A 26339-nucleotide genomic window follows, 5' to 3' on the forward strand; every position below is an offset into this window, starting at 1 on the left:
AGAGTCAAAATGTATTGGCATCTTCTTTGAAATAGTTTTTTCTTACAGGATCTTCTGGTGGCAATGAGGCCCCAGAGATTTCTAAAGGGGGAATTATGATTCGACGCACACTTCTGGCAGCCTTTTTCCTATTGATTTCCTATCAAGCCAAAGCCGCACAAATTGGTTTTGTTGAAACTGCGGGGAATGCGTGTGAGTTGACTCCCGGGCGCTATGATCTTCAGGCCGCAGGTGAAGGGCGGGTCGTTATTCCGTCGGGTCTTTATGTGAAGAAAGAAGAAAACAGCCGGATTGCTCGTGGCAGTTGTACGTTTGCACTGACTTTGCAGGCCGAACGCGGGAAGAAGATTATCGTGAAAGACTCCCGTCAGCTTTTAAATTTGCGTGCTTATCCTGTGAATACAAGGGTGCGCGCCGAGCTTGAGATCTTTAAGGCCGGAGCACAAGGGGCAAAACAAAGTCTTGAGGTGCAGTCCACCGAAACCGCGGAAAAGTTGACGCAATATCTGGGACAGCAGGATGTGATTGTGGAAACGGCCTGTGGTGGTTCAGAAATCCTGCGGGGAAACCTTTCGGCAACCATTATGGGTGAAGGCAAGGCCCGCGCGTTTGCCAAGAATCTGACATTGGCAATTGAAGAAGTCAGCTGTCAGTAGGCGTCGCACCACGGTCGCGGTGTGATGACCTTGGTGATTTCATTGGCTCTCATATACAAAAACTCAGGTCCCACCGATAAGCGCAAGCGTTCGCGACGTTGAGAAATGCGCGATACGGTGCGGATCTGACCATACCCCAGTCCATCGGTCACAACGGTTCCACTCATTCCCTTCAAATTCCACTTAACTGTTCTTCCAGCAATGGGATTGACATCGGCCTCGGTCAGAATTGTTGATACAGTTCCTTCAGAGTCCCGACAAAGAAGTCGGAAGTGAAGAACCACAAAGACCTCTTTGTGGCAGTCCTGGTTGCGGGAATACCCATAGCCAGTGTCACAGGTGTTAAAGGTTCTTTCGCTGTAGCCCAGTTCTTCAGAGCCGCGGTCCAGCCCCAGAAAAGTCTGAAGGGCGACGTAGTCGATTCTTTTTGAAGAATCGGCGTCTTCTGTCACGGCCGTGGGAATGCTTGGGGAAGCTTCTTTTTTTGGAGAGCTGCTGCATCCTGCGAGAAGGCATACCAAAGCTGCGAAAGTCCACTTCATGGTCGTCACCTCAAAATTGATCTTCAAATAGGGTAGGTCAATTCAGGCAAATAAAAAAGAGCTCTGTTTCAGACAAAGTGTAGAACTCTTTTACAGGAAAGGCCCCAGGCGCTGTGCAAAAGGGGATTGCCTGGGGCTTTGTTCAAAGCCCCTTCTCAAATCAGGGCAGTGAGCAGTCAACTATTTTGCAAAGGCATAGATAAGGCTTCCGCCCTTCAACATTCCGATCACTTTGTCGCGCAGATTGTTTGCCACCGCAGGACAACCCCAGCTGCGTCCCTGGATCACGCTGGATTCACGCACATAGCTTGCACCATGAATCACAACGGCACGGGACCGGGCATTTGAGTTCGTGCTGGAAAGTCCATCCAGCTTTAGCGACAAGCCGTGTTTGCCATAATATGTTTCTGCGGCCCGGTAGTACCCCAAAGAGCTTGCGTTGGAGCCGGACTTGTTACTGAATTTTTCGGCATAGCCATCATGATTTGAGTCGGAACCTTTGCCGTGCGCCGTATGAATTGCCATGACGTCACCAGACGACAGATTCACGAGGAAGAAGCGGGCTTGTGTGGAGCGCTTTCCGAAATCAATCAGGGAAATATATTTTTGATTTTTGAAGCGGGACTTGTTGTTTTCAAAGTACACCACAGCTTCGGCCAGCGCCTTGGTGTTGATCAGGCGCTGAGGATCAAGGTGATCATATTTTTGCAGAATACTCTCGGTGCTGGACGCCTTCAGATCCACAAGGGATGAGTCTTCAGTTTCAGGTGCCTGAAGATCCGCGACCGAATCGGCACTTTCAGTGTTTGAAAGGGCTTGCTCCGTATCTGTGTCGTCGGGAAGTCTTGCAGCCTCTGTGTAGTCCTGGCCTGAGCAGGCTGCTAAGGTGAGAAAAGTCGCGCCAATAATCGAAAATTTGGTGATCAGATTCATTCATCCTCCATGATGAGTGTTCAGTTCTTGAAAGGATGCTAGCTGACATATGTTAAATGACGGGAAAATTGTTACTGGCGAATAATTTTTAAGACCTATTTCCGTGGATAATCCGAATACACTCAGAATATCCCTGTCCAAAGTTCAGTGAACAAACTCAGGTTCGACGACAAAGTCCTGCACCAGCTTAAGAGGTGGCAAGGTTGCAAGTTAGGTGTTTTTATTCCGCGCAACTGGAGTAAGATGAAATCATGAACTTGCGATGAATGATGTTAGCAATAACAGAATCTCGCAGGGACAAAGAGGAACGTGAACGGATCAAATGTTTGATCCCTCGCTAAAAGAAGGAGATCTAACGAGTTGCATGTTACTTAGATGATGACAATAGAGATTGCTTTTCAGTGACTCTGATTGAATTCAAACAAGAACATTTCGTTTCCTCCCAATCCTCTGTGCCCATGTGTTTTACACATGGGCATTATTTTTTGCAGGCACCGTGGAAATTGCTTTCTATACTGGGGACTCCAACGAAGGGAGTTCTTATGAATATCTGTGGCTGGTTTGAAATTCCGGTAACTGACATCACCCGCGCGATGAAGTTTTACGAACAGTCTTTTGATGTCACCATGAAAACCATGGAGATGGGGTCAACCAAAATGGCTTCTTTCCCTTGGACAGAAAAAGCCGAAGGGTCGACGGGAGCCCTGGTTCAAGGCGATGGCTACAAGCCTTCACACAGTGGCAGTTTGGTCTATCTGAGCGTTCCCAGCATCGAGGACACTCTTAAAAAAATTGAATCCAAAGGTGGTAAGACTTTATCCCCCAAGAAAAGCATCGGGGAGTGGGGCTTTATTGCCACCTTTGAGGACTGCGAGGGTAATCGCGTGGCTTTGCATTCCGCGAAATAGGTCTTGAAAGTCAAGAACGCCCCCGTGGGGGCGTTCGCTAGGTCACAGACTTAGTTACCGCAGACCTGATCCAAGGTCACCTGGTCCTTGTCCGGATTGAAGATACGGCCCAAACGGCCCTTGATGCCGCCAGAGCTGCGGCGCTCGATTTCGCAGCTGTCCACTTTGGCAAACTGATCAGAAATCATCAGACGGTGAAGGCTGACACGCAAAGTGTTCAGCGCCGTCTGTGCTTTGACTTTCGTCATGATAGAGTTTGTCAGTTTGTTGGCAGCATCCAAGACGTGCATCAGGTCTGTCATACCCACATTAAAGCGCAGTACTTCCGCTTCATAGACTTTCACCATATTGGCATGGGCTTGAACGGCCGCATCGTATTGTCTTTGAGATTCAATCAAAGCCCCCAAAGTCACTTCCACCAGGTTCGCCTGTTCGAACTGCAGTTCTTTTTTACGCAAACGCAGCTGTTCGATGTTCAGGTTGCTGATCTTCAAAGACGGGAAGTAAGCAAAGCCGAAGTTCACAGAGCCTGTTTGTTGAAGATCTCCGAAAGAACCGTTGGATCGGGTTGCACCCAAAGAGCTGCTGCCCAGGAAGCTGAACGCTTTGCTCCACTTTGACACTTGCGCCGCTAAAATCATGGAGTTCATTTGTTTGTTTTCCGGCGATTTTTCAAAGATCTGATTCAACAGATTTTGTGGCGACCAGTTTTCAACCGGGGAAGCTGGGACAGATGCAGGTTGAAACACGATTTCTGCCGTCAATGGCAGGCCCAAAAGTTCGCGCACGGCGGCTTTTTCGCGACGGATGAGCTCGTCCACCTGAGAAACCTGAACCAAGGCCATCTGAGTTTGCGCTTGAGCTTGCAGGTAGTCTTCTTTGCGGATGATGCCCAGTTCGGCCGGAAGGCGCAGCTGTTCCTCGATGCCCTTCATGTTTTCGTACTGAACCTGCAAGGCATCGCGAAGCTCCATATCACCCAGAATAGTCATATAGATCGAATACGCTGAAGAATATCCGTTCAACTGAGCGATGTAGTAAGAGTTTCCTTGGGCGCGTAGCAGGTGGGCACTTTCTTTCAGGTCCAGCCAGTTACTTGGCATCAGGAAAGGAAGAAGGAAGGAAACAGAGGTCAAAGCAAAGCTCGGTCCGCTGGAAATCACGGCACCCAAATTGACAGAAGGCAGAAGATTGCCACGGGCCACGTTCACTTTTTCTTTGGCCTGGTAGACTTCGTTCAAAGAAATCGCAATTCCGACATTGCGCTCAAGGTACATGCGACGCAACGACTCCGGGTTGATAACCACTGGTCCTTGCGCGGATTTGGGCGCTGCAAAGGCGCCGGAAACGGACACAAAGAAGGCGAGCAATAGCGGCGTTAGAAATTTCATGAAACCCTCCCAAAAAATCGAGCACAGAAAGATTTATTGGGGGGGCGCGACCTTGTCAAACGGAGTGTTATACGGACCCCAAAATAGAGTGAAAACTCGTTTGGAATCGAATTAAAACGCTTTTCAGAAAGCCATTCGGGTCCTTTGGGTGTGGCTTGCCTCAAGTTGAGCAGGCCATCACCTAAAAGTTTGATCCCCGGAAGGCTGTTGTTAGAATAGAGGCCAATCGGAATTCGATTTCTAGGAGTTGTACGTTGGAAGAGCAGAAGTCGTTTCAATATAGCTTTAATCAGCGCAATAACATGCTGGTGGTCTCGTTTTCAGGAGAGATCAACACACCGGTTTTGTCGGCTTTGGAAGCCTGCCGACAAGAACTTCTGGCAAAATCAGAAGTGCGTTGCGTGGTGCTGTATTTTCAGGATGTGGGAGCCATCAGTTCTGACGCGATCCCATGGCTGGCGCAGCTGCAAAGGGATATTCGCTTAAAGCAGGCGGAGGTCCGTTTGTGCGCCTTGCCGCTGGGACTGAGAGAACGCTTGGTGCGCATGGGAGTCGTCCGGGGGTTAGAGATCGCTGACGATCTGAAATCAGCACTTTTGTCCTTCAGTCGCGCCGCCTGACATGCTATCGTGGCCGTATGAAATCATATAGCTTTAAAAAATATCAGCCTGCGGGCTTGCGTGTTTGGCACTGGTTGAATGCTTTGGCCATCTTCGGACTTTTGGGGACTGTGTTGCTGCGAAAGACTTTCTTAAGCTGGCGCACCAATGCGGCCCTGATTGAAGAAAAGATCCAACAGGCCGGAGGAGCCATCACTCCGGAATTGGCCAAAGATATCGCTGTCAGCATTCGCACTCCGATGTGGGACTGGCACTATGTACTGGGGTTTTCCCTGGCGGCTTTGTTGGTTCTTCGTATTCTGGTCGGCATTTTCTCAGTGAAAACCTGTCCGGCGGCGCAGGCGGCAAAGGCCACATGGAATCTTTCCAAGGTGCCGGCTTCGGACAAAGGCAAGGCCGTTCACTACGCCCTGGTTCGCACGGGGTATGCTGTGTTCTATCTGATGACAGCCTTTATGGTCTTTTCCGGACTGGTGATGTACTTCAAGGAAGCCCTGGGGTTGGATAAATCAGTTGTCAATTCCATCAAAGAAATTCACGAACTGTCGATGTGGTTCTTTGTCGTGTTCGTGGCCGGGCATCTTGTCGGGGTGATCGTTGCGGAGCTTCGCGGTGATCGCGGCTTGGTTTCAGACATGATCCACGGTGGCAAGAAAGAATAGTTTTTAGCCAAGAACAAAAAGCGTCAGGTACAAATATCGACGCTTTTTTTATTACTTGCAGATGGAAAGTCCGCGAACGACTTTTTGGATCTCAAGATATTTCTGTCCACGTCCCTGAGGACGCAGAACATCCCAGTAGGACTTGCGGCTAAACAATCTGCCATCACGGCGAAGTTGATCATCCATCATGTGCAGGGTGCAGTTCAACGTGGTCTCAGGTGTTTTAGAATCACCCTTGTTGCAGCCCGAAGAATAATTGTGTTCTTTGCCGGCGTGGAGCTGAATCACCCCCGCCAGTCGGCCATTGGGGCCTTGAGCTCTGTTCATGCGGGGATCCGTGCCACAAGTGGATTCACCAATAGTCATGACATTGATGATGGCGATCCAGATGATTTTTTTCTCGGAGCTGTCCAGTGAAGAATACGAGGGGCAGATTCGACGCAAGTCTTCGGTGCCTTCAAACAGATAAGCAAAGTCATTGGTATTGAGATTCTTGGAGATGGATTTGCCCCATTTCCCCAGCCCGGTTTCGTTGACGAATTTAGAACATTCCTGCCCCAAATTCCGACTTTGATTGTAACGGAAAAGATCAAGATAAGACTGGTCTCCACCAACGGAACTTCTTAATTGTCGAAGTTGATCCACGGTTTCTGAAGAAGCCCCCATGCAGGCTGCTGACGTGCACGGAGCCGAGGCGCCATCGCGTTGATAAAGGCTGCCGCCGCTGGTCGATACTTTCGCTGATGCCTGCGCTGTCAGCAAGAATGCGAGTATTGATATCAATCTTTTCATAAGTTCTCCGACATTACTGCAAAGCAAGCATGATGCCGAAGTCTCAAAACGAAATGAGGAGGCTCTCGGAGCCTCCTCATGTTCATTTTCAATACAATGTAATGCCGAAACTGCGCTGTCTCATATTGAGACGAGCAGCATGTTAATCGCGGTACTGGCGCTTGGGAGCGCGATGGCGTTTGATGCCACTGTGATCGCGACGCTCGGAAGAGAAGCCACCACCACGTTCACTGCGCTCGCTGCGTTCTGCGCGGAGAGGGCGTTCAGAACGCTCACTGCGTTCAGAGCGCTCTGAACGTGCAGCCGGGCGCTCACTGCGTTCTGCTGGGGCTGCCTCTGTGCGGGCTGCAGCAGCACCACCACGGAAGCTGGCGCTGGCGCCGCCACCGGAATTGGAGCGGAAGCCACGAGAAGCACCGGTGTCACGGCGACCACCGCCGAATGGGCGGCGAGCACGGAAATCATCACGGTCACCATCGTTGTCACGGCCGCGAGAGAAACGGTTGTCTTTTGGATCACGCGGCAAAAGCTCGCGAGGGATACGATCACCCATGTAGTCCAGCATCAGATCTTTCTTCACAAACACGTTCGGGAAGTAAGCGGCAATAAAGCGTGCCAGAAGCTCTTCTTTGGAAAGCGCTTTCAGGTCGATGTCTTCCGCGTGGATCAGATCCTGGATCAGGTCCATCGCCAATTGCAATGGCACTGATTCCGGATCCATGGTGCTGACTTTGTCCATCACGTCTTTGATCTTCAGGCCGGCCACTTCATCCGCAGAAGGCACAACACCTTTGGTCAGAACGGCTTTCGTGTTTTGCATCACACGGCGAAGAAGAGTCAGTTGCTCCGGGTTCACCAGAGTGATTGCAGTTCCTTTTTGACCGTTACGACCGGTACGGCCGATACGGTGAACATAAGACTCAGAATCCCAAGGCAAAGAGTGATTGATCACGTGAGTCAGGTCTTTGATATCCAAGCCACGAGCAGCTACGTCCGTCGCCACGATGACTTTAACATGACGCTGTTTGAACTTCTTCAATGTCGCTTCACGTTCCGCCTGGGATTTGTCACCATGCAGGGAATCCGCCGGGAATCCACGCTGAGTCAGAATGTCAGCAAGTTCCGCCACTTCCATTTTCGTCTGGCAGAAGATGATGCCGTAGAATTCAGGAGCGGTTTGCAACAGACGTGCAATCACTTCAGTCTTATAGGAATTTTTAACTGTGTAATAAACCTGCTCGATGGTGTCAGCCGTGCCGCCCACTTTGTTGACGGATACAGTTTCTGGATTTTCAAGGTAAGTGGAAGTCAAACGACGAACTTCAGAGGACATCGTGGCAGAGAACAACCAAGTGCGGCAAGCCGCACGAACAGAATCAGAATCATCCGGTTGTGTCGCGCTCAGGATGGTTTCCAAAGCCTCTTTGAAGCCCATGGAAAGCATTTCATCGGCTTCGTCCAGAACAACGGTTTTCACGCTTTGAAGCTTGATCATTTTTTGTTCAAGGAAGTCCACCAGACGGCCTGGTGTCGCGACAACGATGTGAGCACCGCGTTTGATGCCATCGATCTGCGTGCGGTAAGAAGCGCCACCATAAATGGTGACAACGCGAACGCCTTTTTTCTTGCCCAGCAAAGTCAGCTGTTCTGCCACTTGCAAAGCCAGTTCGCGCGTCGGGCTCAGGACCAACGCTTGAGTGTCTTTGGTGGTGCTGTCGATGTTTTCGATCAGCGGAATACCGAAGGCTGCAGTTTTACCTGTGCCTGTGGATGCCAGACCGATGAAGTCATTGGCACCGGCCAGCAGAATCGGCAAAGCCTGACGCTGGATCGGAGTTGGAGTGGTGAAGCCCATGTCTGCCATCGCAGCCATCACGGGTGCACTCAGTCCAAAGTTTTCAAAATTATCTACGGTTGTCAGTGGAGTCATTAGAGACCTTTCAGGTAATGGAAGTGGTCTCAAATATAAAACACCGTATGTGCATTGTTACCGCACCGATTGCGGTAGATCCAAGCCCACTTCTAAAGATGCGCCAAGATAGTCGATCTTGGCGCGAAAAGCTTTATAAATTTTTAATTTTTCCCAGAATAATGAACTATTTGCATAAAGGAAGGGACTTCACAATAGCGGCGATGTTATTGATTTGTTGGTACTTTCCGCCGGATTTGATCACCGCCCAATAGACCCCGGAGCTAACCACAATCCGGCCTTTGCTCTTGATTTGTTTAGCCATGATCCCGACCCCGCAGTGCAGGTTGATGTAGGGATCCAGAATGGTTTTTCTGGGGTCCGCTGGGCTGAGGTTCTTATCCTTTTGCCAGTCAAATTTGCAGAAAGGCGCCCATTGCACGTCCTGATAGGACAACTGGAGCAAGCCCTCGGAATAGACGGCCTTCCCTGTCACCGGGTCGCTGCCCATGGTCGTTTCCTGCATGCGGGAGACGGGACTGTAAGCGCTCTCATATTTTGCTATGGCCACGAAGAGTTGGGCCCAGGCGTTGGCGCGCTGGTTGTTGTCGAGTGAATGATAGCGCGGGCAGAAAGACTCGATGTCGTCGGCGCCCGGCAAAAGGCTGTTCCAGTCGTTTAAGATGAGCTGTTGGAGATATTCCGACCATTTGGTTCTTTCAGGATACTTGCTGCTTTCCCAGGCCAGGGCCTGCATTTTATATCCCGGTTCCGGCTCAGGAGTCGGAGTGGGCGTTGGCTCCGGCGTTGTGCCGCCGCCGGTGTCTGTGTTGCCATTGTCAGTCCCTGGATCAACAGCCCCGCTGCTGTTGTTATCATCCAGTGTGGTACTGGGAAATTGGCTGGATTTTGAACAACCTGTGAACAGAACAACGAGTGAAATCAGCATGGCTGCGAATGTATTGTTTTTAACTGCATTGTGATTCTTTGTTGCGATCATGTGGAACCCCCGCTGGGCTTACAGAGCAAGGGCAGGACCATGTGAGGGGACTCTATGTTTGTCGAAGTGCTTGATATCCTTTAGACTTTTTAGAGAGAAAAATCGCGAATTTGATCTTTTTTGTGTACACTCTGGGGTGTGCTTAAAAGGCAGGCATATTTTCTCAAAATTTTTGCAGCCTTAAGAAGTAAAAAAAGTTATACGAAGGACCTATGATTCATTTATCCAATATCACCAAGCAGCAAGGTAACAAAGTCCTCTATCGCAACGGATCTTTCCAGATCAATGCCGGAGAGAAAATCGGTCTGGTCGGCCCCAACGGCGCCGGTAAAACCACCATCTTCCGCATCATCATGGGCGAAGAGGGCATCGACGGCGGGACAATCTCCAAGTCTGATCGCACGGTGATTGGTTATTTCTCCCAGAACATCGAAGAGATGAAAGGGAAGTCAGCCATTGAAGAAGTGAAGTCGGCGGTGGGCAACATCGGCGACATGCAAACCCGCATGCAGGAATGCGAAGCCAAGCTGGCAGACCCGGATCTGGATCCGGATGAGATGATGAAGATTCTGGAAGTGTACGGCGAGATGCAGGCGGAGTTCGAGCGTTTGGGCGGTTACGATCTGGAGTCCCGTGCTGCGGAGATCCTGACCGGTCTTGGAATCGGGCCGGATGACTATCATCGTCCGACCGAGAGCTTCTCGGGTGGTTGGAAAATGCGTATTGCCCTGGCAAAAATCCTGGCGCTGAACCCGGAAGTTCTGCTGATGGACGAGCCGACGAATCACTTGGACGTGGAGTCCATCATCTGGCTGGAAGAATGGCTGGTGAACTTCAAGGGCGCGATCCTGATGACAAGCCACGATCGTGATTTCATGAATCGCCTGGTTGGAAAAATTGTCGAAATCGCCAATAAGACCATCACAGTTTACGGCGGCAACTACGACTTCTATGAAAGAGAACGCGACATCCGCAAAGAGCAGTTGATCGCGGCTGCCAAACGTCAAGAGGACATGCTGGCCAAAGAAGAGGAATTTATTGCGCGCTTTGCGGCCCGTGCCTCTCACGCAGCGCAAGTGCAGTCCCGTGTGAAGAAGCTTGAAAAAATTGATCGCATCGAAATTCCTGACGAAGAAGCTGAAATCAAGTTTGAGTGGCCTGTGCCGCCGCGAGGTGGTGATGAGGTTGTGAAGTTTGAGGGGCTTTCCAAAATCTGGAAGCGCGATGATGGCAAGGAAAAACTGGTTTTTTCCGGAGCCAACGCCTTGGTTAAACGCATGGACCGCATCGCCGTGGTCGGGGTTAACGGAGCTGGTAAGTCCACGCTGTTAAAGATCGTGGCCGGTCATGCAGAGCCCACAGATGGAAAGGTGGCCCTGGGGGCCTCCATTAACGTGGGTTACTTCTCGCAGAACTCATTGGATGTTTTGGATCCGAAGATGACGATCATTGATGAAGTTCACTCGCGCATGCCGAATGCGGGACTGGGAACAGTGCGCAGTTTGTTGGGGGCATTCAAATTTTCGGGCGAGGAGGCGGAAAAGAAGATCTCTGTCCTGTCCGGGGGAGAGAAGTCCCGCGTGGTTTTGGCCTGCATCCTGGCGCAGCCGGTGAACTTCCTTATTTTGGATGAGCCGACGAATCACCTGGATATCAAATCCCGTGAATTGTTGCTGGAAGCCATCAAGGAGTTCCCGGGAACAGTCATGATCGTAAGCCACGATCGTCACTTCCTGCGTGCCGTAACAACTCGCGTGTTCGAGGTTGATAAAAATCAACTGCGTATCTACGAAGGCGATTACGAGTACTATCATCACAAAAAACAGCAAGAGCTTCGCGCTTAATGAACGGCAAAAAGACCCTGGATCTGCGGCAGTTTAAAATTCCACTGGGGAAGTTGTCCTCGGTGGAAAAGTTTAAGACCCGCGCAGGGGACGTTCTTTCTTATCGCACTTATTCCGCCTGGTCGGAAAACCTAATCATTCTTTATCACGGCGTGGGCGGCGACAGCAGGTACATGTGTGTGCTGGCTTCCGCGCTGGCAGAGGCGGGGTTGGGCACGGTGATCACACCTGATTTTCGTGGCCATGGCGCCAGCCTGGGCAGCGGTGACAGTCTCTCTCCGCATCAGTTGGAAATCGATCTGGAAGAATTGCTCATACATATCAAAATGACCCGGCCGGCGGCTCGGGTGTTTCTGATGGGGCATTCTTTAGGCGGTGGATTTGCTTTGCGAGTGGCGGTGTCGGACCTGCGCAAACAGTTTGCGGGCTTTGTCGCTTTGGCACCTTATCTGCCGTTGGAGCTTAAGGCCTTTAATGAAGGTGCGGAGTCCTGGCTGCAGTGGAATTCCGACGGAGGCTTCACGGTCCAGATGGAGGAGATCTTCAGAACTGGCGCTGAAAAACTTTCTTACAGCGCGGCTTACTTAAAAGCCGTTTCGCCACCAGCACAGATCCTGGAGGAATTAAAACGTCAGGCGTCACCAGTGACGGTGATTATCGGCCGGCAGGATGAGGTGGCCTCTGCCTCTCGTCAGCAGGAGCTTTTCAGTTCGGTCGGGGTGAAGGTTCATCTCATTGAGGGACTGAATCACCTGACACTTGTCTCGAAACCGGATCAGATTCTTCCGTTTATGCCAGAATGATTCATCTGCATTAAATCCTGCCGTTCGGCTAAGAATTTTTAGCAAAATTCATAAAGCTTCCCCGTAGTCCTGCCGAAAAGTTCTACGAAATAACCAAAAAATTGAACGTAGGTGGTGGTTATGAATTCAGAGTTAGGGGCTTTTGCCCTGAGGCAGGTGTTTGCCTCGCTCGCTGTCCTGGGGCCGATACTTATCCTGGTGGGCCTTTGTTACTTCCTTTTCAATCAGGATCGACGCAGTATCATCTTGTATATTGGGGGCGGGCTGTTGTTGACGGTGATTGGTGTGACCTGTCTGTACTCCGAGCTGCGTACGGAGGATTCGCGGGCCCAGGAGCGGGAGGCCGAGCTGCAGCAGGAAAGAGCGGATTCTTTGGCCAGCGAATCCGCTCAAAAGTAGTTAGTGAGTTTTAACTTCAGTCCAAGCGTCTTCATAGAGCTTGTTGTTGTCGCCCTGATCCTGGATGCGTTCCAGCTTTTTCAAGGTTTCTTCTACCGGGAACAAAGCTTTGTTGTTTTGTAGTTCTTTAGGCAAAGCGACGCGGGTGTTCTTCAAAACAGGTCCCCCCAGAATGGTTTTTACGCGGTTGATTTCGGCTTGCTCGCTGAGCAGGAAGTTGATCAGCTTGTGGGCTGCCCCCGAGTGTTTGGCGCCTTTAATAATCACCAGATTGTCGATGGCCAGGGTGCCACCTTCTTCAGGAATAATATACTCAATTTTTCCTGGAGACTTTTCCGCAGCCTGAAGGGCATCAGAGGAATAGGTCTGAGCCGCCGCCACCTCTTTATTGTTCAGAATGTCGATCGTGTCAGAGGCAAACATCTTCAGGGACTTTTTAGCCTTCAGAAGACTTTGTTTGGCTTTGTTGATTTCTTCAGGATTCGTAGTGTTGACGCTGTAGCCATGCATTTTTAAAGCAGCCCCCAGAGTTTCCCGCACGTCATCCAAAAGGGCGAATTTGCCTTTGAGTTGTGGGTTGTCCAGAAGATCCTTCCAGCTCTTGACGGAGCCCTTGTAAAGGTCCCGGTTGACCGCGATTCCTGCCGTCGTCCAGATGTAGGGTAAGGAGAACTTGTTCTCCGGGTCGAAGTTCTGTTTTAGGAACTGTTCACTGATCAGATCTTTGTTAGGAACCTGGTCCATCTTCAAAGGCTCAAGCAGATTCATTTTGGACATGACTTCCACCATGTAGTCCGAAGGCACAGCGACATCAATGCCGGAAGAGCCCATTTGCACTTTGGCCAGCAGCTCCTCATTCGAGGAATAGTTGGAAATATTGATTTTGATTCCGGTTTCTTTCTCAAACTGAGCCTGAAGTTCCGGGGAAAGATAGTTGCCCCAGATAGACAGATTTACTTCTTTGGCTTGGCTTGTTTCCGCCGTTTTTTTTGTACATCCTGCAAGAAGCCCACAAAGAGCCAGTCCGGCCATCAATATTCTCGACATTTTTTTAATTCCTTCATATTGTTAGAGGCATGTTGGAACTTCTGAATATCGGCAAAAGTTTTTCCAGTCAAACGGCGTTGAAAGGAATTAATCTTTCCATCGGCGAGGGTGAGTTCTTTTCTTTGCTGGGCCCGAGCGGGTGTGGAAAGACAACGCTTCTAAGAATCATTGCCGGTCTTGAGTCGGCCACCAGCGGGCAAATTCTTCTGGATGGTCAGCGCGTGGATCAGCTTCCGGCGCAAAAACGCCCCTTCAACATGGTCTTTCAGCGCTATGCTTTGTTCCCGCACATGAGCGTGGGGCAAAATATCGCCTATGGTCTGCGTTTGCGGGGGCTGTCCCGTGATGCTATTGAAGCCAAGGTTGCCGAAGTGCTGGCGCTGGTGGACATGGGCGAGTTCCGCGATCGCAAACCTGACACGCTGTCGGGGGGGCAAAGTCAGCGCGTGGCGGTTGCGCGCGCCCTGGTGAATGAGCCACGTGTGTTGCTTTTGGATGAACCCCTTTCGGCGTTGGATCACAAAATGCGTGAGCACATGCAAAAAGAGCTTCGGGCCTTGCAACAAAAGTTGGGTCTGACTTTTATTTGTGTGACGCACGATCAAGAGGAAGCCCTGGCGCTTTCGGACCGTATTGGCATCATGAGCCGGGGTGTCCTGGAGCAGATCAGCTCCCCCCGTGAAATTTACGAGAATCCGGAGACCATCTTTGCCGCCCAATTTGTTGAATCCACCAGTATGTTGCGTGGAGAGTTGGTCGAGGTCAGCGAGGACTTGGCCACCATTCGTTTGGGGGACGGCAGCCTGATCAAAGGCAAGATCAATGTGCCGCCGGATCAGATTCGTCTGGGAATGAGCATTGAGGCCTATGTGCGCCGAGCGATGGTTTTCGGAGAGCGCGCCAAGTGAAGTTGCGCGATCTTTTTCTATTGCCTGCGGCATTGTGGTTTGCGGTTTTTATTCTGCTTCCGGTTCTTATCGTCGTGATTGTCAGTTTTGCCACCCGTGGAACTTACGGGGGGCTTGATTGGACGTGGACGCTTCAGAACTACTCGCGTGCGTTTTCATCCACTTATCTGGGGATTTTTCTTGAAAGCTTTCAGCTGGCCCTTTTAACCACGTTCATCTGTCTGGTGGTCGGCGTTTTGATTTCCTGGGCGATGGCCACAACGTCGCCAGGCATGCGTCAGGTGTATTTGATGGCGATGGTTCTGCCATTTTTAACCAATCTGGTGATTCGTATCTATGCGATTCGAATGTTTGTCGGGGTTGAGGGGCCTTTGCAGGCGGGGCTGTCTCTGGCCGGGGTGCCGTTTGATCCCTATGCACTGACGCAGAACAAAGCTCTGGTGCTCTATGGGATGGTGACGACGTATTTGCCGTTTATGGTGCTGCCTGTGTACGGAGCTTTTGAGAAATTTGATTTCTCACTGGTGGAAGCTGCGCAGGATTTGGGGGCAGGCATCTGGCGGATTCTATTTACAGTGATCCTGCCAAATCTGAAAATGGCTTTGTGGGCGGGCTCTTTGTTGGTGTTTATACCCTCGTTGGGGGAATACGTGATTCCCGATCTCTTGGGTGGAGCCAAAACCATGCTTTATGGAAACCTCATCACCGAGCAGTTTTTAAAGTCCCGTGATTGGCCTTTTGGTGCGGCCCTGTCAGTCTTGATGATGGTGCTTCTTCTGGGAATGGCGGCGTTGTTCCGTTTGTGGGAGTCACGACATGGCAAGTGAAGAACGTCGTCGCCCAGCCGCCCCCAAGGCGGCCACCGTGGTTTTGTGGTTGATGCTGATTTTACTTCACACGCCGATTGTGGTGATGATTTTCGGTGCGTTGATTGAAAAGACGCCGGACTCGTGGAGCTGGACATTGCGATGGTTTGCGGAAGTCCTGTCCGACCAGGCGCTGATGGATGCGCTGGTCAGCAGCTTAAAGGTCGGCTTTGCCGCCAGTGTGCTTTCAACTTTAATTGGTACTGCGGCGGCCGTAGGACTGCATCGTTCGGCAGGAGTGGGGAAGTGGGCTGTAGAGGGGCTCTCGGTGGTATCATTGATTTTCCCGGAGATCGTTTTTGCCCTTTCACTGCTGTCACTTTTTTTTGTTCTTAAGTTCGAGCTGGGGCTTTTGACGGTGGTGATTGCGCATGTCAGCTTCAGTGTTTCCTATGTGATGATGACGGTGGGGGCAAGACTGGCCACGATGGATCGATCCTATGAAGATGCCGCCCGGGATCTGGGAGCCAGTGATTGGCAGACTTACCGTACCGTGGTCCTTCCTCTGTTGATGCCGTCGATCGTCGGCGGTTTCATTCTAAGTTTCTTGTTGTCCTTTGATGATTTCCTGATCACGTACTTCGTCAATGGTGTGGGCACGGATACGTTGCCGGTGAAGCTTTACACAGCGATGAAGTTGGGTGTCAGCCCGAAACTGAATGCGTTGTCCAGCTTGATGTTTGTTATGACTTTGCTGGCGCTGATTTTCTTCTTCCGTTCTTCCGCGTTCCGTGTTTTCTTTGAGTCTGGCCGGAGGACTCATGGAGAAAGCACAAAGAAAGAAAATTCTTAGCTGGGCATTTTATGATTGGGCGAACAGCGCCTATTCAACGACTGTCATGGCGGCATTCTTCCCCGTTTTCCTGAAACAATACTGGAGTATTGGCGCGGATCCTATTGTAACCACCGCCCGTTTAGGGGTGACGATTTCCGTGTCCAGCCTGGCTGTGGCCCTGATGAGCCCCACACTGGGGGTTATCGCCGACATGAAGGGCTTTAAAAAACTTTTTTGCATGCTCTTTACAGTCATGGGTGTGGTCTCCTGCGCGTGGATGGGATTTATTCCCAGCGGGGATTGGGTGAGTGCTCTGTGGGCCTATGCATTGGCACTGTTTGCGTTTAACGCCAGCAGCGTCTTTTATGATTCTTTGCTGCCGTATGTGGCACCGACTCGCTATATGGACTATGCCTCCAGCCTTGGATATTCCCTGGGATACTTGGGGGGCGGTCTTTTGCTTTTGCTAAATGTGCTGATGGCTCTTCATCCGCAAAGTTTTGGAATTCCTGATGCGACAGCAGCGACGAAGTTGTCCTTTATGATGGTGTCGGTGTGGTGGCTTGCGTTTTCCTTGCCGCTTTTTAAAAACATCCCCGAGCCTCAAGGGGGCCAGTCTTCCCATAATGTGTGGAAGCTCACCCGAAGCAGCCTGCAAACCCTGAAAAAGACTTTAAAAGACCTTCTGCATGAGCGGAATTTGTTTTTGTTCATGGCCGCCTATTGGCTTTATATCGACGGTGTTTACACCGTGATGACGATGGCGGTGGACTATGGGATCTCCATCGGCTTTGAATCCAAGGATCTGATTGCGGCGCTTCTGATCACTCAGTTTATCGGCTTCCCGTGCGCGTATTTGTTCGGAACCATGACGGGGCGCTGGGGGACGAAAAAGCCGATTCTGGCCTGTATTTGTGTCTATGGGGTGACGGTCATTGCGGCGACTCAGATGTCAGCGGCCTGGCACTTCTATCTTTTGGCCCTTGTTATCGGGATGGTTCAGGGTGGGGTGCAGTCGCTCAGCCGCTCTATGTTCGGCCGTATGATCCCGAAGCAGGCCAGTGGTGAATACTTTGGTTTGTTCAATCTGGTGGGTCGTTTCGCCTCGATCCTGGGGCCGTTGGTGGTTGCAGGGGGCGCTTTATTAACGGGCAGCTCACGTCTGGGGATGGTGGGGCTGTTGGTTCTTTTTGTTGTGGGTGGTGGACTGCTTGCGATGGTGCAAGAGCCTGAGCGCCCCTAGGATACGGCCAAGATCACCTTTTTACCGAGACTTCTGATATTTGTGGACTTTGCGCGGGGATAGCGACATAACCCTACGATATGACTTATAATCCTCGCGATCACTACTTCAAAAAAGCCAAACAGGAAAACTTTGCGGCTCGTTCCGTCTTCAAGCTAGAAGAGATCGACAAGAAATTCAAAATGTTCAAGCCCGGTCAGGTGGTTTTGGATTTGGGAGCTTCTCCGGGGTCTTGGTCGCAGTATGCCTCCAAGGTTTCCGGCGAGAAGGGGCGAGTGCTGGGGGTTGATTTAAGCCCGGTCACAGTGAAGTTGAAAAATGCTGTTTTCATTCAGGCGGATTTGCGCGATTTGAATCTTGAAGAAATTTTCAAGGAACATGGTTTTGAACCGCCATTTGATATTGTGATGTCAGATATGGCACCTAAAACCACGGGCATTCGTATGACCGATCAAGCGCGCTCCATGGAGCTGTGCGAGCTGGCGCTGGATGTAGCTCGTCGCTTTTTGAAAAAAGACGGTCACTTTGTCTGCAAACTATTTCATAGCGATGACTTCGGCAAACTGCGTGATGAAATGAAAAAGACATTTGCGAAAGTGGAAGCCGTGAAGCCGGACTCCACACGCAAGATTTCCAAAGAAATCTTTTTAGTAGGCCTTAGCAAACGATGATCCGCATCGTCTTTGAGAATTCTCACTTTGTTATCTGTGACAAACCTCACGGGGTTCTCTCCACCCCCAGTCGTTTTGAAGAAGATGATGAACGGTTGTGTCTGGGGACGGCTTTGCAAAAGTCTTTGGGGGTGCAGATTTATCCGGTGAATCGACTGGACTTTGAGGTTTCCGGTCTGATTGTCTATGCCAAAAATCCGGAAGCGCACCGCAAGGGCAATGCTTGGTTTGAGCATAAAGAAGTCACAAAGACGTATCGCGCGCTCACGACGGGGCAAAATTATTCTCATATTCCTGCCAATGTTGTGAATCCGCGAGTGACCCTGAATCTTGAAGTGGGGAACACTTTTGAGTGGCGCTGTCGTATGCTGCGTGGAAAGCGTCGTGCGTATGAAAGCCCTCAGGGCAAAGATTGTCTGACGGTGGCGCACTATCTGGGGCAGCGTGAATCGCAGCAGCTCTGGGACTTGAATCCAGTCACAGGACGTTCGCATCAGTTGCGATTTGATTTAAGCCGTCATGGTTTTCCGATTGTGGGTGACAAGCTCTACGGATCCAATGTGGAACTTGAAAAAAACCGCATTGCTCTGCGCTCTTATAAAATTGATTTTTCGCGCGCCAATGGAGCCCGTGCTCTAGGCTTGCCAGAGATTCTTGAGATCGAAGCTCTCTGATTTTTGAAGCCTTTGCGAAACGTCATGTATGGCAGCTCATGTAAAAAGAGTTTGCACGAAGTCATTGAATAGTTCTTAATAATTACATGAGTATCGATTCGGTTTCTGAGTATCGTTCTGAGGTGGGTGAAGTCATGGACTATATCCGCCATATCTTCAAAGCCCTGCGTGTTTCCTCCAGTCAGTTTGAAAAAGAGCTGGGTTTGAGCGCCGCACAGATTTTTGTGATGAAAAAGCTAAAGCAAGAGCCGGGTTTGTCGATTAACGACCTGGCTCTGAGGACCACGACACATCAAAGTTCTGTGTCAGTTGTGGTCAAGAAGCTGGAAGAGCAGGGACTTGTGTCGCGCACGGTGTCTCCGGAAGATTCCCGCAAAGTGGTTGTCTCTTTGACTCCGTCTGGTCAGGAGAAGCTTGGTGAGATTCCTCGCACGGTTCAAGAAGATATGATTGATGCTCTTCAAAAAATGAGTCCCGAAAAAACAGAGGCTCTGGCGCAGATTATGAAAGAGTTCGTATCCAGCGCGGGAATTATTGAAAGTGAAATCGCACCGATGTTCGGTGAGAGCAGCCGCTGATTGATTAAATTTCTCTTTTGATTTGTTCCAGATAAGTTTTGATGAAGGCGATGCGATGCTCGCCTTCTTTTTTTGCCGCGGTCGTATTCAGGTGATCCACCAATTTAAAAAGCTTTTGAAAGAAATGGTCAATGCCATAACTTTTATCATCCAAAGCACGGTTCTTTGCCCAAGGGTCTTCTTCCGCATAAAACGGCCGGCTCATCTGAGTGGACGTTGCAAAGCAACGTGCGATGCCGATGGCGCCAAGGCTGTCCAGGCGATCGGCATCTTGAACGATCTTGGCTTCCAGAGTGGTGGGCTTAATACCCGCACTGAAGCTGTGTGCTTCAATAGCGTGGCGAATGTCTTCGAAATGTTCTTCCGGATAGTCTACCGACTTCAGATACTCTAGCGTGGCCTCAGCAGAAAGTTGTGAAGCATAAGGACGGCGAGGATCGTTTTTAGGAACGTTGATGTAATCGTGAAAGAAGGCAGCGGGAAGAACAACTTCCCAGTTGGCTCCTTCGGCTTCTGTCAGGTGTTTGGCGGTGTTTACCACACGCAGAATATGAAGATAGTCGTGTGCCGGATCCGTGCTGGGATAAAGCACACGTGCTTTGTTGCTAAAAAGATGAAACCACTTTTTTTCGTCAAACACCATGAAAAGAGCCTATCTTAGGGTTCAATGACCCTCACCATAGGACCGGTCAGTTTGTCAAAAAACGCCGTCAAAGGCTGATCTGAATATCCATCCACGTGATCAAAGGTGACAAAACCATAACCGCCCTGACCCCATTCTTCGCCCCAGGAGTTTTTAAACATAAAGACTTTTTGTACATCATCATATCCCACGATCAAAACTGCATGGCCGCCGCAGCCGATCTTTCCGGAATTGCACTGCTCATCAATTTCGGGAGAATAGGTGAATGTACCTTTAGAATCGTTGATGTAAGGAAGCGCGACCTTTAAAGTCACAACCACCGGACGATTTTGATCCAGCTCCTGCATGAAAAGAGTGGACCACGGACGACGCACCCACATTTGTGTCAGGATCTTGGTGCGCAGGCTTCGATAGTCCACGCGTGGGACCTTCTGTTGCCCCAGATTATAGAAGGCGTGCTGTTCTGGACTGAGACCCTTGGTGAAATCGGGACTGCTGGCCTGATAGGGCAGTTGGTGTTCCTGGTAGAAGGTCATTCCATTGGTGAAATTCAGCAAAAGCTGATAGGTGTTGCCAAATTCAACTTCGGGGCGCCAGGGGGAAAGAACCTTGTGGCGATAGATTTCGTATTCTTCTGAAATATCGAAATCTTGTCCAAATTGGTTCTTGATTGTGGATTCCACCAGGGCCGAGACGGCAAAGTAGGCGCAAGTGTCGCGGTTTTTCTGATTTTTGACGGACGTCTGCAAGTGGCGCAGGTCCACTTGTTTGGCCAACGCCGGCTCTAGCAGAAGGCTGCTGAGCAGGCCCACAGTTAAAATCACGCGATGAGCTATTTTCTTCATCTTAAATCCCCCAAAACCGGACAGCTTATTTTGCAGAGCTTTTGACTTCCACAGATGTTTTCAATGTCTGATCGCAGAAGTCACCGCCACAGGCTTCACGCACCTTGCGTTCATCAATAAACATCTGATTTGTGTCGATGGTGTGGGTGATGTCAGTCAAGGTCCCGTCAGCCGTGAAGCCGACAACTTTGACTTCATAGATACCCGCAGCTTTGCGAGTTGCGGACTTGAATTCAAAAACCTGGTCGTCGATTTTAAAGTCGGCAGAGATATTTCCCATTTCCGCAAGGCTGGAGTATCCCAGATACACCGTGTAGCGGGGGGATACGTCGGTGCTGAGGCCGTGGTCTTCGACAATGACCGATACTTTTTTGGCAGAAGAGCCCGCATCTTTTTTGTCCACCAGACGCACCACCTGATCAATACTGGATGGAGTGACTTGCAAGGACTGAGAAGGAACGGATTTGGCAAAGGCCGTGGCAGAGAGCAACAAAGACAAGGACAGAATGGCCGCTTTCGACATGGGAATCTCCTGAGGTTAAATTCAAACCTTGGCGAAGATATCTGAAGAGCAGCGGTTTTTAAACTGTCAAAATATTATACATGCCAAATGTTCACGGTGTGGGACTAGTCCGGTTCTGGAAGGTTGATCAGTGTGTTTTGGTAAGGGGCTGGCTCCCAAAGTTCAATGCGATTTCCTTCGGGATCGTGGACCCAGGCAAAAGAGCCAAAATCGGTCTCAACGACAGGGGACTCAATTTGGGCTCCTTGTCGGGCTAAATCGTGCAGCAGGGCTTTCAGGTTCTCCACGCGAAATTGAATAGCCGTGGGCTGATCGGAAGGGCTGAAGCCATGGGTGTCTGTGCGGGGCAGAACCCCCAAAGTCTTTTCATACCAAGAGTAAAGCTGTTGGGGATTTTGTGCTTTTGAAAAAGCAGCCCCGAAGTCTTTGATTTCCATAGTTCTATCTTTTCGGCAGAGCCAGGCACAGGCAATGCCTTCATGCCGGTTCTGTGAAGATGCACGGTCTAGTTGTTAGCGGGTTGGCGCAAGGCCTTGCACCAGTCAGGATGTCTTTTGGTCCCGCCATCATAAGCATAGGCCAGATTGTTCTTTATCAGAATGTCGGACAGGGAACGTCCGTCGACCACCACATCAGCCAGAATGCGGAAGTATTTGTCGCGCTGGACATTGTGAAGTTCGACGTTTTTGGCGTTCTTCAAGGTGCTGGCAACCAGATTGCGCGCAATACGCCCGGCCTCTTTTTCACATTTGTTTTTTGTGCGAACTTCGGGCGTGTCGATTCCCAGAACCCGCACGCTGATTTTTTTGCCGATCAAAGCCGGAACATCGGGAATATTCACGGTCAACGTGTCGCCATCATAATTCTTAAGTACTTCCACGCAGCGGAAGGTTCTGTCGTCGTGCTGGCAGGAGCGGGGAGACGAAGAAGAAAGTGTTTTGTCAGAGGCCTGCAGACTTTGGGAACAGGCCGTCAGCGTGGAGATCACAAAAACAGAAAGAAGAAACGGGCGAAGCTGAAAATTCATACTTTAAAGTCTAAGTGATCTTTTCCCGAAGGGCAAGGCGCCCCTCGGTTCTATTCCAGATTCAGACCTGCCTGCAGACTGGAAATACGAGTCTGGGAACGGACCTTCTTACTTAGCAGACGGTCTTTGATTCCACTGCTGACTAAAACCCGTTTGATTTCCTGAGGAGTCAGCGCCTGCCAAGGATGGCGTAGCATCAAGGCGGCGGCCAGTCCGCTGACCCAGGCCGTGGCTTGGGACGTTCCGCTCATGTAGCCGTACTTGCCCTCAGGCAGGGCCGAGAAGATGTTCTTTCCCGGAGCAGCGATATCCACTGAGCGGGTGCCGAAGTTGCTGCTGGCCAGAAGGCGTCTTTGGGAATCCAAAGCGGCGACCGAGATGATGTTTTTCAGGTTGTAACCTGCGGGATAATAACCGACCACGTCGGTGTTGCGCCCTTCGTTGCCGGCGGCGGCGACGAACAGAATGCCCTGATCCTGGGCTTCACGAATCGCAGCCTCTTCCATGGGGCTTCTTTCATCGCCACCGCCGGAATAGTTGATAATGTCCGCTTTCATGCGGGTGGCATAACGAATGGCCTTTACAGTGTTCAAAAGGTTGTCGTTTGCCGGAACTGACGGGTCGTAGTACTTCAGAATCATAAACTTCACGCGGGAGGATCGCGCTTGCTGCTGAATGATCCCTGCGACGTGGGTGCCATGGCCATGGTGATCAGACAGGTCATGATTGTTGGAAACAAAGTTCCATCCATGGAGATCCCCGGCAAATCCGTTGCCATCGTTGTCTTTATTATTGGTCTTTTCCCGAGGATTGGTCCACAGGTTGTTTTTGATCAGTGGGTGATTTACATCCACACCCGTATCAATGATTGCCACGACAATATCGCGATCCAGACTTTCTTGAGAGAAAGAGTTCATCGACATCCCCAAAAATGTAGTTACAAAAAATACGATTGCCTTCATGCCGAAGCACTAAAGCAAGGGAAGGGCCAGCATCAGGCATGGATGATTTTCTTCTGAGCAGGAAAAGGGCTGCGAGTGTTTAGAAATTTCTGAACATTAAAAAAGCCCGAACGTTTGTTCAGGCTTTTCTGGTCACTACCAGTGAATCGACAGCTGTCTGAAGGTTAGACAGCCATTAAGCGACACGTTTGATCTGAGACTCTTTGGCGACGGTGTACTTGTTCCGGCCGGTTTGTTTGGACTCGTAGAGGGCCTCGTCGGCTCTTTTATACAAGGAATCCGCTTTTTCACCGGGCTGAACCTCCGCAATCCCCATGGAAATGGTGAAGCGGATCTCATAGTTTTCATGAACGAACACCTCTTTGCGGATGCGGTTCATGGCCTCTTCCGCCATGCGTGTGGCCGCTTCGGCATTGCATCCTGGCAGGATTACCGCGAACTCTTCCCCGCCCAAACGGGCAATAAAGTCCTCTTCGCGCGAGAAACTTTCCTGAATCAGGCGCACGCACTCTTTCAGGACGAAATCACCGATATCATGACCGTAGGTGTCGTTGATCTTTTTGAAGAAGTCGATATCCATGATAATCAATGTCATCGGATCTTTGTCGATTTCATGCAACTGCAGATAGCGGCGAATCTGTTCATCGTAACTGCGGCGGTTGTGAGCCCCGGTCAGATGATCTTTGCGCATGGTGGTGTTGGCCTCCATCAGCTGTTTTTTCACTGTGGTCAGGCTTTTTTTGATGGTCTCCATGCGTTTGGAGCGGCGATCATTGTGCGCACTTTGGTGTTTCAGATAGAAGTTGATAAACTCCCGGGACTTCATGCGCAGCTCTTCAATCGAGTTGGATTCCACAGCTTCGCGCAGTTGTTCCAGGCTTTGATTGACGTCGCCCGAGGCGGCATTCTGTTCCTGGATTTCTTCACTGAGGTGATCAGCGAAATCCCAGATGATGCGTTTGAAGTCATCAAAGGTGTTCTGCACGTAGCTGTATTCGTCAATACGATAACTGGAGATAAACTGGCGGATTTCAAACAGCACGCGTTCTGTGTCCTGACCGTTTGGATTCACCAGTTCTTTCGCAAAGCCATCGAGCTTGTTACGCACCTTGCGCACCGAGTGGTTTTGAATTTCAAAAAGATGTTTGTTGAAAACATCCAGAATAAAGAGCAGCGTGGCCCTCTCTTCAGACAGGCTCGGGACGCCTTTGCCCTTTTCAGCGCCGTTTGCAGAACCCCAGTCCATGTCAAATTGCTCAACGAGCTTTTTTACCCACTGTTTCAAGTAAGCCTCCTGGGAAGGATACAACACTCTTTTATCGGAGCAGAACCGGCGGGTCTTAAGGGGACTTCGGACTGATTCTGCGGGGCCAGTCTCAATTCGAAACAAATAAAGGGAAACCTTGCACGGCAGACAGGTTGACTCATCTTGAGATTCTATTTTTTTTCTCTTGCGAGATGCATTTTAGCACTCGCAGGCCTCCGGACATTCTTTCTGGCCGTAAAGCTTTCTATGATAAGGCCCTGAAAAAAAGGAGTCTATCATGGGACGATCTGCAGAGTTAAGTGGACCTGATTTTTCCAAAGGTGTTGAGGTCAGTCAGTTTTCTGACGGACAGAAGATGTTAGGACACGTCGGCCGGGAGGCGGTTTTGCTGGTGCAACATGACGGCGAGTTCTTTGCCGTCGGTGCAACGTGTTCTCATTATGGCGGCCCTTTGCATGAGGGACTCGTTGTCGGAGAGACAATTCATTGTCCTTGGCATCACGCCTGTTTTGATTTGCGCACGGGGGATGCCTTGAAGGCTCCGGCTTTAAATCCCATTGCCGCCTGGACAGTGGAACAACGTGAAGGACGGGTTTATGTCACAGGAAAAAAAGCTTCGGCAGTGCGACCTCGCGAATGGAGCGAGTCGCAAAGATACGTTATTGTAGGCGCAGGTGCGGCGGGCACGGCCGCTGCGATCATGTTGCGCAAACATGGATTCATCGGCCATATAGCTGTCATCAGCGAAGATAAGTATCTGCCTTACGATCGCCCCAATTTGTCCAAAGACTATTTGGCGGGGAATATCCCCGAAGACTGGGTGTCATTGGAAGCTGAAGAATTTTATCAGCAGAACAAAATTAACTTTGAACTGGCTACCAGGGTAGAAAAGTTGGACTCGCATCGTCGCAGCGTCTTTTTGTCTAACGGAAAAACCTTGCGTTATGATCGACTTCTTTTGGCGACGGGGGGAGAACCGATCAAACCTAAAATCCCTGGAATCGAAAAACCGCATGTGCATTATTTAAGAACGTTGCAGGATTGTCGTCGGATTATTGGCCGAACCACCTGGGCCCAGAAGGTTGTTATCATCGGGGCGGGATTTATTGGTTTGGAAGCGGCAGCGGCCCTTCGTCAGCGCAACATGGAAGTTCATGTGGTGGCGCCGGAGGAAATGCCACTTTTGCGCGTGGTCGGTGTTCATGTTGGCAGTGTTTTAAAAAAGCTACATGAAGAGCATGGGGTTCAATTTCATTTAGGGCATGGTGTAAAAGAGATCCGCGATCGCAGTGTCTTGCTGGACAGTGGTGAAAGTATTGATTGTGACTTCGTGATTGTTGGAACGGGCATTCGGCCCAGTACGGCCCTGGCGGAACAGGCAGGGTGTTGGGTGGAAAACGGTGTTCTGGTGAATGAGTATCTGGAGACCAGTGTCCCGGGCATTTTTGCCGCCGGTGATATTGCTCGATGGCCCGATCCACACAGTGATCGTGCGATCCGGGTGGAGCACTGGGAGGTGGCTGAGCGCCAAGGGCAGACGGCGGCTTTGAATATGATGGGAGACTGGGTGAAGTTCCAGGAAGTGCCATTTTTTTGGACTCAGCACTATGATTTAAGTTTGGGGTACGTGGGTTATTCGGACCGCTTTGATCGCATGGATGTGATGGGTGATTTGGCCAGCCGTGATTTTGCGGTGGCCTATTACGAAGATCAAAGGGTGGCGGCCGTGCTGACGGTTGGAAGGGATTTAGAAAGCCTGATGATCGAAGATGCTTTCGGTCACTTTAACGATTCAAAACTTCACGAGGTCTTGCGTTCACAGAATCACCATGCCCCGCCATCCTAGCGGGG

Annotated in this window: 29 protein-coding genes; 15 read left to right on the forward strand and 14 right to left on the reverse strand. The window is 50.5% G+C overall.

Translation table 11 applies throughout. The features are described from left to right. Positions 1-95 precede the first annotated feature (95 nt). Positions 96-656, forward strand: coding sequence for a hypothetical protein (locus ACZ50P_RS06250; protein WP_464117552.1), 561 nt, complete (start codon positions 96-98; stop codon positions 654-656). On the opposite strand, the gene ACZ50P_RS06255 is transcribed toward ACZ50P_RS06250, so the two are convergent. Next, a complete protein-coding gene (locus ACZ50P_RS06255) occupies positions 650-1198 on the reverse strand; it encodes a hypothetical protein (protein WP_464117551.1) in 549 nt (182 codons plus the stop codon). The genes ACZ50P_RS06250 and ACZ50P_RS06255 overlap by 7 nt on opposite strands. A gap of 180 nt (positions 1199-1378) precedes the next feature. Beyond that, positions 1379-2131 carry a murein L,D-transpeptidase catalytic domain family protein gene (locus ACZ50P_RS06260; protein ID WP_464134364.1) on the reverse strand — a complete coding sequence of 251 codons (753 nt, stop codon included), beginning with the start codon at positions 2129-2131 and terminating at the stop codon, positions 1379-1381. A gap of 542 nt (positions 2132-2673) precedes the next feature. Between ACZ50P_RS06260 and ACZ50P_RS06265 the strand changes: the two genes are divergently transcribed. After that, on the forward strand, positions 2674-3039 hold the full coding sequence (locus tag ACZ50P_RS06265; RefSeq protein ID WP_464134366.1) for a VOC family protein: 366 nt from the start codon (positions 2674-2676) through the stop codon (positions 3037-3039). 50 nt (positions 3040-3089) lie between these two features. Here ACZ50P_RS06265 and ACZ50P_RS06270 read toward each other — a convergent pair whose 3' ends face one another. Next, positions 3090-4430: a TolC family protein gene (locus tag ACZ50P_RS06270; protein WP_464134368.1), complete on the reverse strand. Its 1341-nt coding sequence runs from the start codon at positions 4428-4430 to the stop codon at positions 3090-3092. A gap of 254 nt (positions 4431-4684) precedes the next feature. On the opposite strand from ACZ50P_RS06270, the gene ACZ50P_RS06275 reads away from it, so the two are divergent. Next, the gene (locus tag ACZ50P_RS06275) at positions 4685-5050 is read left to right on the forward strand and encodes an STAS domain-containing protein (protein ID WP_464117546.1); all 366 of its coding nucleotides are present in this window, start codon (positions 4685-4687) and stop codon (positions 5048-5050) included. Between the two features lie 17 nt (positions 5051-5067). Further along, positions 5068-5712 (forward strand): cytochrome b/b6 domain-containing protein, encoded by a 645-nt coding sequence (locus ACZ50P_RS06280; protein ID WP_464117545.1) that lies wholly within the window; start codon positions 5068-5070, stop codon positions 5710-5712. A 51-nt stretch (positions 5713-5763) separates the two neighbouring features. Here the strand turns inward: ACZ50P_RS06280 and ACZ50P_RS06285 are convergent, their stop codons facing one another. From ACZ50P_RS06285 to ACZ50P_RS06295, 3 genes are all read right to left on the reverse strand, one after another. Continuing rightward, positions 5764-6504 carry a hypothetical protein gene (locus ACZ50P_RS06285; protein ID WP_464117544.1) on the reverse strand — a complete coding sequence of 247 codons (741 nt, stop codon included), beginning with the start codon at positions 6502-6504 and terminating at the stop codon, positions 5764-5766. A gap of 142 nt (positions 6505-6646) precedes the next feature. Then, the gene (locus tag ACZ50P_RS06290) at positions 6647-8434 is read right to left on the reverse strand and encodes a DEAD/DEAH box helicase (RefSeq protein WP_464134370.1); all 1788 of its coding nucleotides are present in this window, start codon (positions 8432-8434) and stop codon (positions 6647-6649) included. A 166-nt stretch (positions 8435-8600) separates the two neighbouring features. After that, positions 8601-9413 carry a hypothetical protein gene (locus tag ACZ50P_RS06295; RefSeq protein WP_464117542.1) on the reverse strand — a complete coding sequence of 271 codons (813 nt, stop codon included), beginning with the start codon at positions 9411-9413 and terminating at the stop codon, positions 8601-8603. A 212-nt stretch (positions 9414-9625) separates the two neighbouring features. Between ACZ50P_RS06295 and ACZ50P_RS06300 the strand changes: the two genes are divergently transcribed. From ACZ50P_RS06300 to ACZ50P_RS06310, 3 genes are all read left to right on the forward strand, one after another. Next, positions 9626-11257 carry an ABC-F family ATP-binding cassette domain-containing protein gene (locus tag ACZ50P_RS06300; protein ID WP_464134372.1) on the forward strand — a complete coding sequence of 544 codons (1632 nt, stop codon included), beginning with the start codon at positions 9626-9628 and terminating at the stop codon, positions 11255-11257. Further along, positions 11257-12060, forward strand: coding sequence for an alpha/beta hydrolase (locus ACZ50P_RS06305; RefSeq protein WP_464134375.1), 804 nt, complete (start codon positions 11257-11259; stop codon positions 12058-12060). Before ACZ50P_RS06300 ends, ACZ50P_RS06305 begins: the two co-directional genes overlap by 1 nt. 120 nt (positions 12061-12180) lie before the next feature. Continuing rightward, positions 12181-12459, forward strand: a complete 279-nt coding sequence (locus tag ACZ50P_RS06310) for a hypothetical protein (RefSeq protein ID WP_464117539.1) — start codon at positions 12181-12183, stop codon at positions 12457-12459. Here the strand turns inward: ACZ50P_RS06310 and ACZ50P_RS06315 are convergent, their stop codons facing one another. Next, positions 12460-13506, reverse strand: a complete 1047-nt coding sequence (locus tag ACZ50P_RS06315; protein WP_464134377.1) for a polyamine ABC transporter substrate-binding protein — start codon at positions 13504-13506, stop codon at positions 12460-12462. 29 nt (positions 13507-13535) lie between these two features. Between ACZ50P_RS06315 and ACZ50P_RS06320 the strand changes: the two genes are divergently transcribed. The 7 genes from ACZ50P_RS06320 (at position 13536) to ACZ50P_RS06350 (ending at position 19221) form a co-directional block, all read left to right on the forward strand. Continuing rightward, positions 13536-14414 carry an ABC transporter ATP-binding protein gene (locus ACZ50P_RS06320; RefSeq protein ID WP_464134379.1) on the forward strand — a complete coding sequence of 293 codons (879 nt, stop codon included), beginning with the start codon at positions 13536-13538 and terminating at the stop codon, positions 14412-14414. Continuing rightward, positions 14411-15241, forward strand: coding sequence for an ABC transporter permease (locus tag ACZ50P_RS06325; RefSeq protein WP_464134381.1), 831 nt, complete (start codon positions 14411-14413; stop codon positions 15239-15241). The genes ACZ50P_RS06320 and ACZ50P_RS06325 overlap by 4 nt, the downstream gene beginning before the upstream one ends. Then, the gene (locus ACZ50P_RS06330; protein WP_464134382.1) at positions 15231-16073 is read left to right on the forward strand and encodes an ABC transporter permease; all 843 of its coding nucleotides are present in this window, start codon (positions 15231-15233) and stop codon (positions 16071-16073) included. Before ACZ50P_RS06325 ends, ACZ50P_RS06330 begins: the two co-directional genes overlap by 11 nt. Next, positions 16042-17298, forward strand: coding sequence for an MFS transporter (locus tag ACZ50P_RS06335; protein WP_464134385.1), 1257 nt, complete (start codon positions 16042-16044; stop codon positions 17296-17298). Before ACZ50P_RS06330 ends, ACZ50P_RS06335 begins: the two co-directional genes overlap by 32 nt. An 80-nt stretch (positions 17299-17378) precedes the next feature. Beyond that, the gene (locus ACZ50P_RS06340) at positions 17379-17969 is read left to right on the forward strand and encodes an RlmE family RNA methyltransferase (RefSeq protein WP_464117533.1); all 591 of its coding nucleotides are present in this window, start codon (positions 17379-17381) and stop codon (positions 17967-17969) included. After that, entirely contained in the window at positions 17966-18643 is a 678-nt protein-coding gene (locus ACZ50P_RS06345; RefSeq protein WP_464134387.1) for an RluA family pseudouridine synthase, read from the forward strand. The genes ACZ50P_RS06340 and ACZ50P_RS06345 overlap by 4 nt, the downstream gene beginning before the upstream one ends. A gap of 86 nt (positions 18644-18729) precedes the next feature. Next, on the forward strand, positions 18730-19221 hold the full coding sequence (locus tag ACZ50P_RS06350; RefSeq protein ID WP_464134389.1) for a MarR family winged helix-turn-helix transcriptional regulator: 492 nt from the start codon (positions 18730-18732) through the stop codon (positions 19219-19221). A gap of 4 nt (positions 19222-19225) precedes the next feature. Here the strand turns inward: ACZ50P_RS06350 and ACZ50P_RS06355 are convergent, their stop codons facing one another. The 7 genes from ACZ50P_RS06355 to ACZ50P_RS06385 form a co-directional block, all read right to left on the reverse strand. Next, a complete protein-coding gene (locus ACZ50P_RS06355; RefSeq protein WP_464134391.1) occupies positions 19226-19864 on the reverse strand; it encodes an HD domain-containing protein in 639 nt (212 codons plus the stop codon). Between the two features lie 14 nt (positions 19865-19878). Further along, the gene (locus tag ACZ50P_RS06360; protein ID WP_464134392.1) at positions 19879-20709 is read right to left on the reverse strand and encodes a C1 family peptidase; all 831 of its coding nucleotides are present in this window, start codon (positions 20707-20709) and stop codon (positions 19879-19881) included. Between the two features lie 25 nt (positions 20710-20734). Next, positions 20735-21232, reverse strand: a complete 498-nt coding sequence (locus ACZ50P_RS06365; protein ID WP_464134395.1) for a hypothetical protein — start codon at positions 21230-21232, stop codon at positions 20735-20737. Positions 21233-21336: 104 nt separating this feature from the next. Next, positions 21337-21669, reverse strand: coding sequence for a VOC family protein (locus tag ACZ50P_RS06370; protein ID WP_464117527.1), 333 nt, complete (start codon positions 21667-21669; stop codon positions 21337-21339). Positions 21670-21737: 68 nt separating this feature from the next. Further along, entirely contained in the window at positions 21738-22259 is a 522-nt protein-coding gene (locus tag ACZ50P_RS06375) for a thermonuclease family protein (protein ID WP_464117526.1), read from the reverse strand. Between the two features lie 50 nt (positions 22260-22309). After that, positions 22310-23176, reverse strand: a complete 867-nt coding sequence (locus ACZ50P_RS06380; protein WP_464134396.1) for a S8 family peptidase — start codon at positions 23174-23176, stop codon at positions 22310-22312. A gap of 220 nt (positions 23177-23396) precedes the next feature. Beyond that, positions 23397-24506 (reverse strand): GGDEF domain-containing protein, encoded by a 1110-nt coding sequence (locus ACZ50P_RS06385; RefSeq protein ID WP_464134397.1) that lies wholly within the window; start codon positions 24504-24506, stop codon positions 23397-23399. Between the two features lie 259 nt (positions 24507-24765). On the opposite strand from ACZ50P_RS06385, the gene ACZ50P_RS06390 reads away from it, so the two are divergent. Continuing rightward, on the forward strand, positions 24766-26334 hold the full coding sequence (locus tag ACZ50P_RS06390; protein ID WP_464134400.1) for an FAD-dependent oxidoreductase: 1569 nt from the start codon (positions 24766-24768) through the stop codon (positions 26332-26334). Positions 26335-26339: the final 5 nt, after the last annotated feature.

The organism is Bdellovibrio sp. CKG001 (assembly GCF_055397465.1).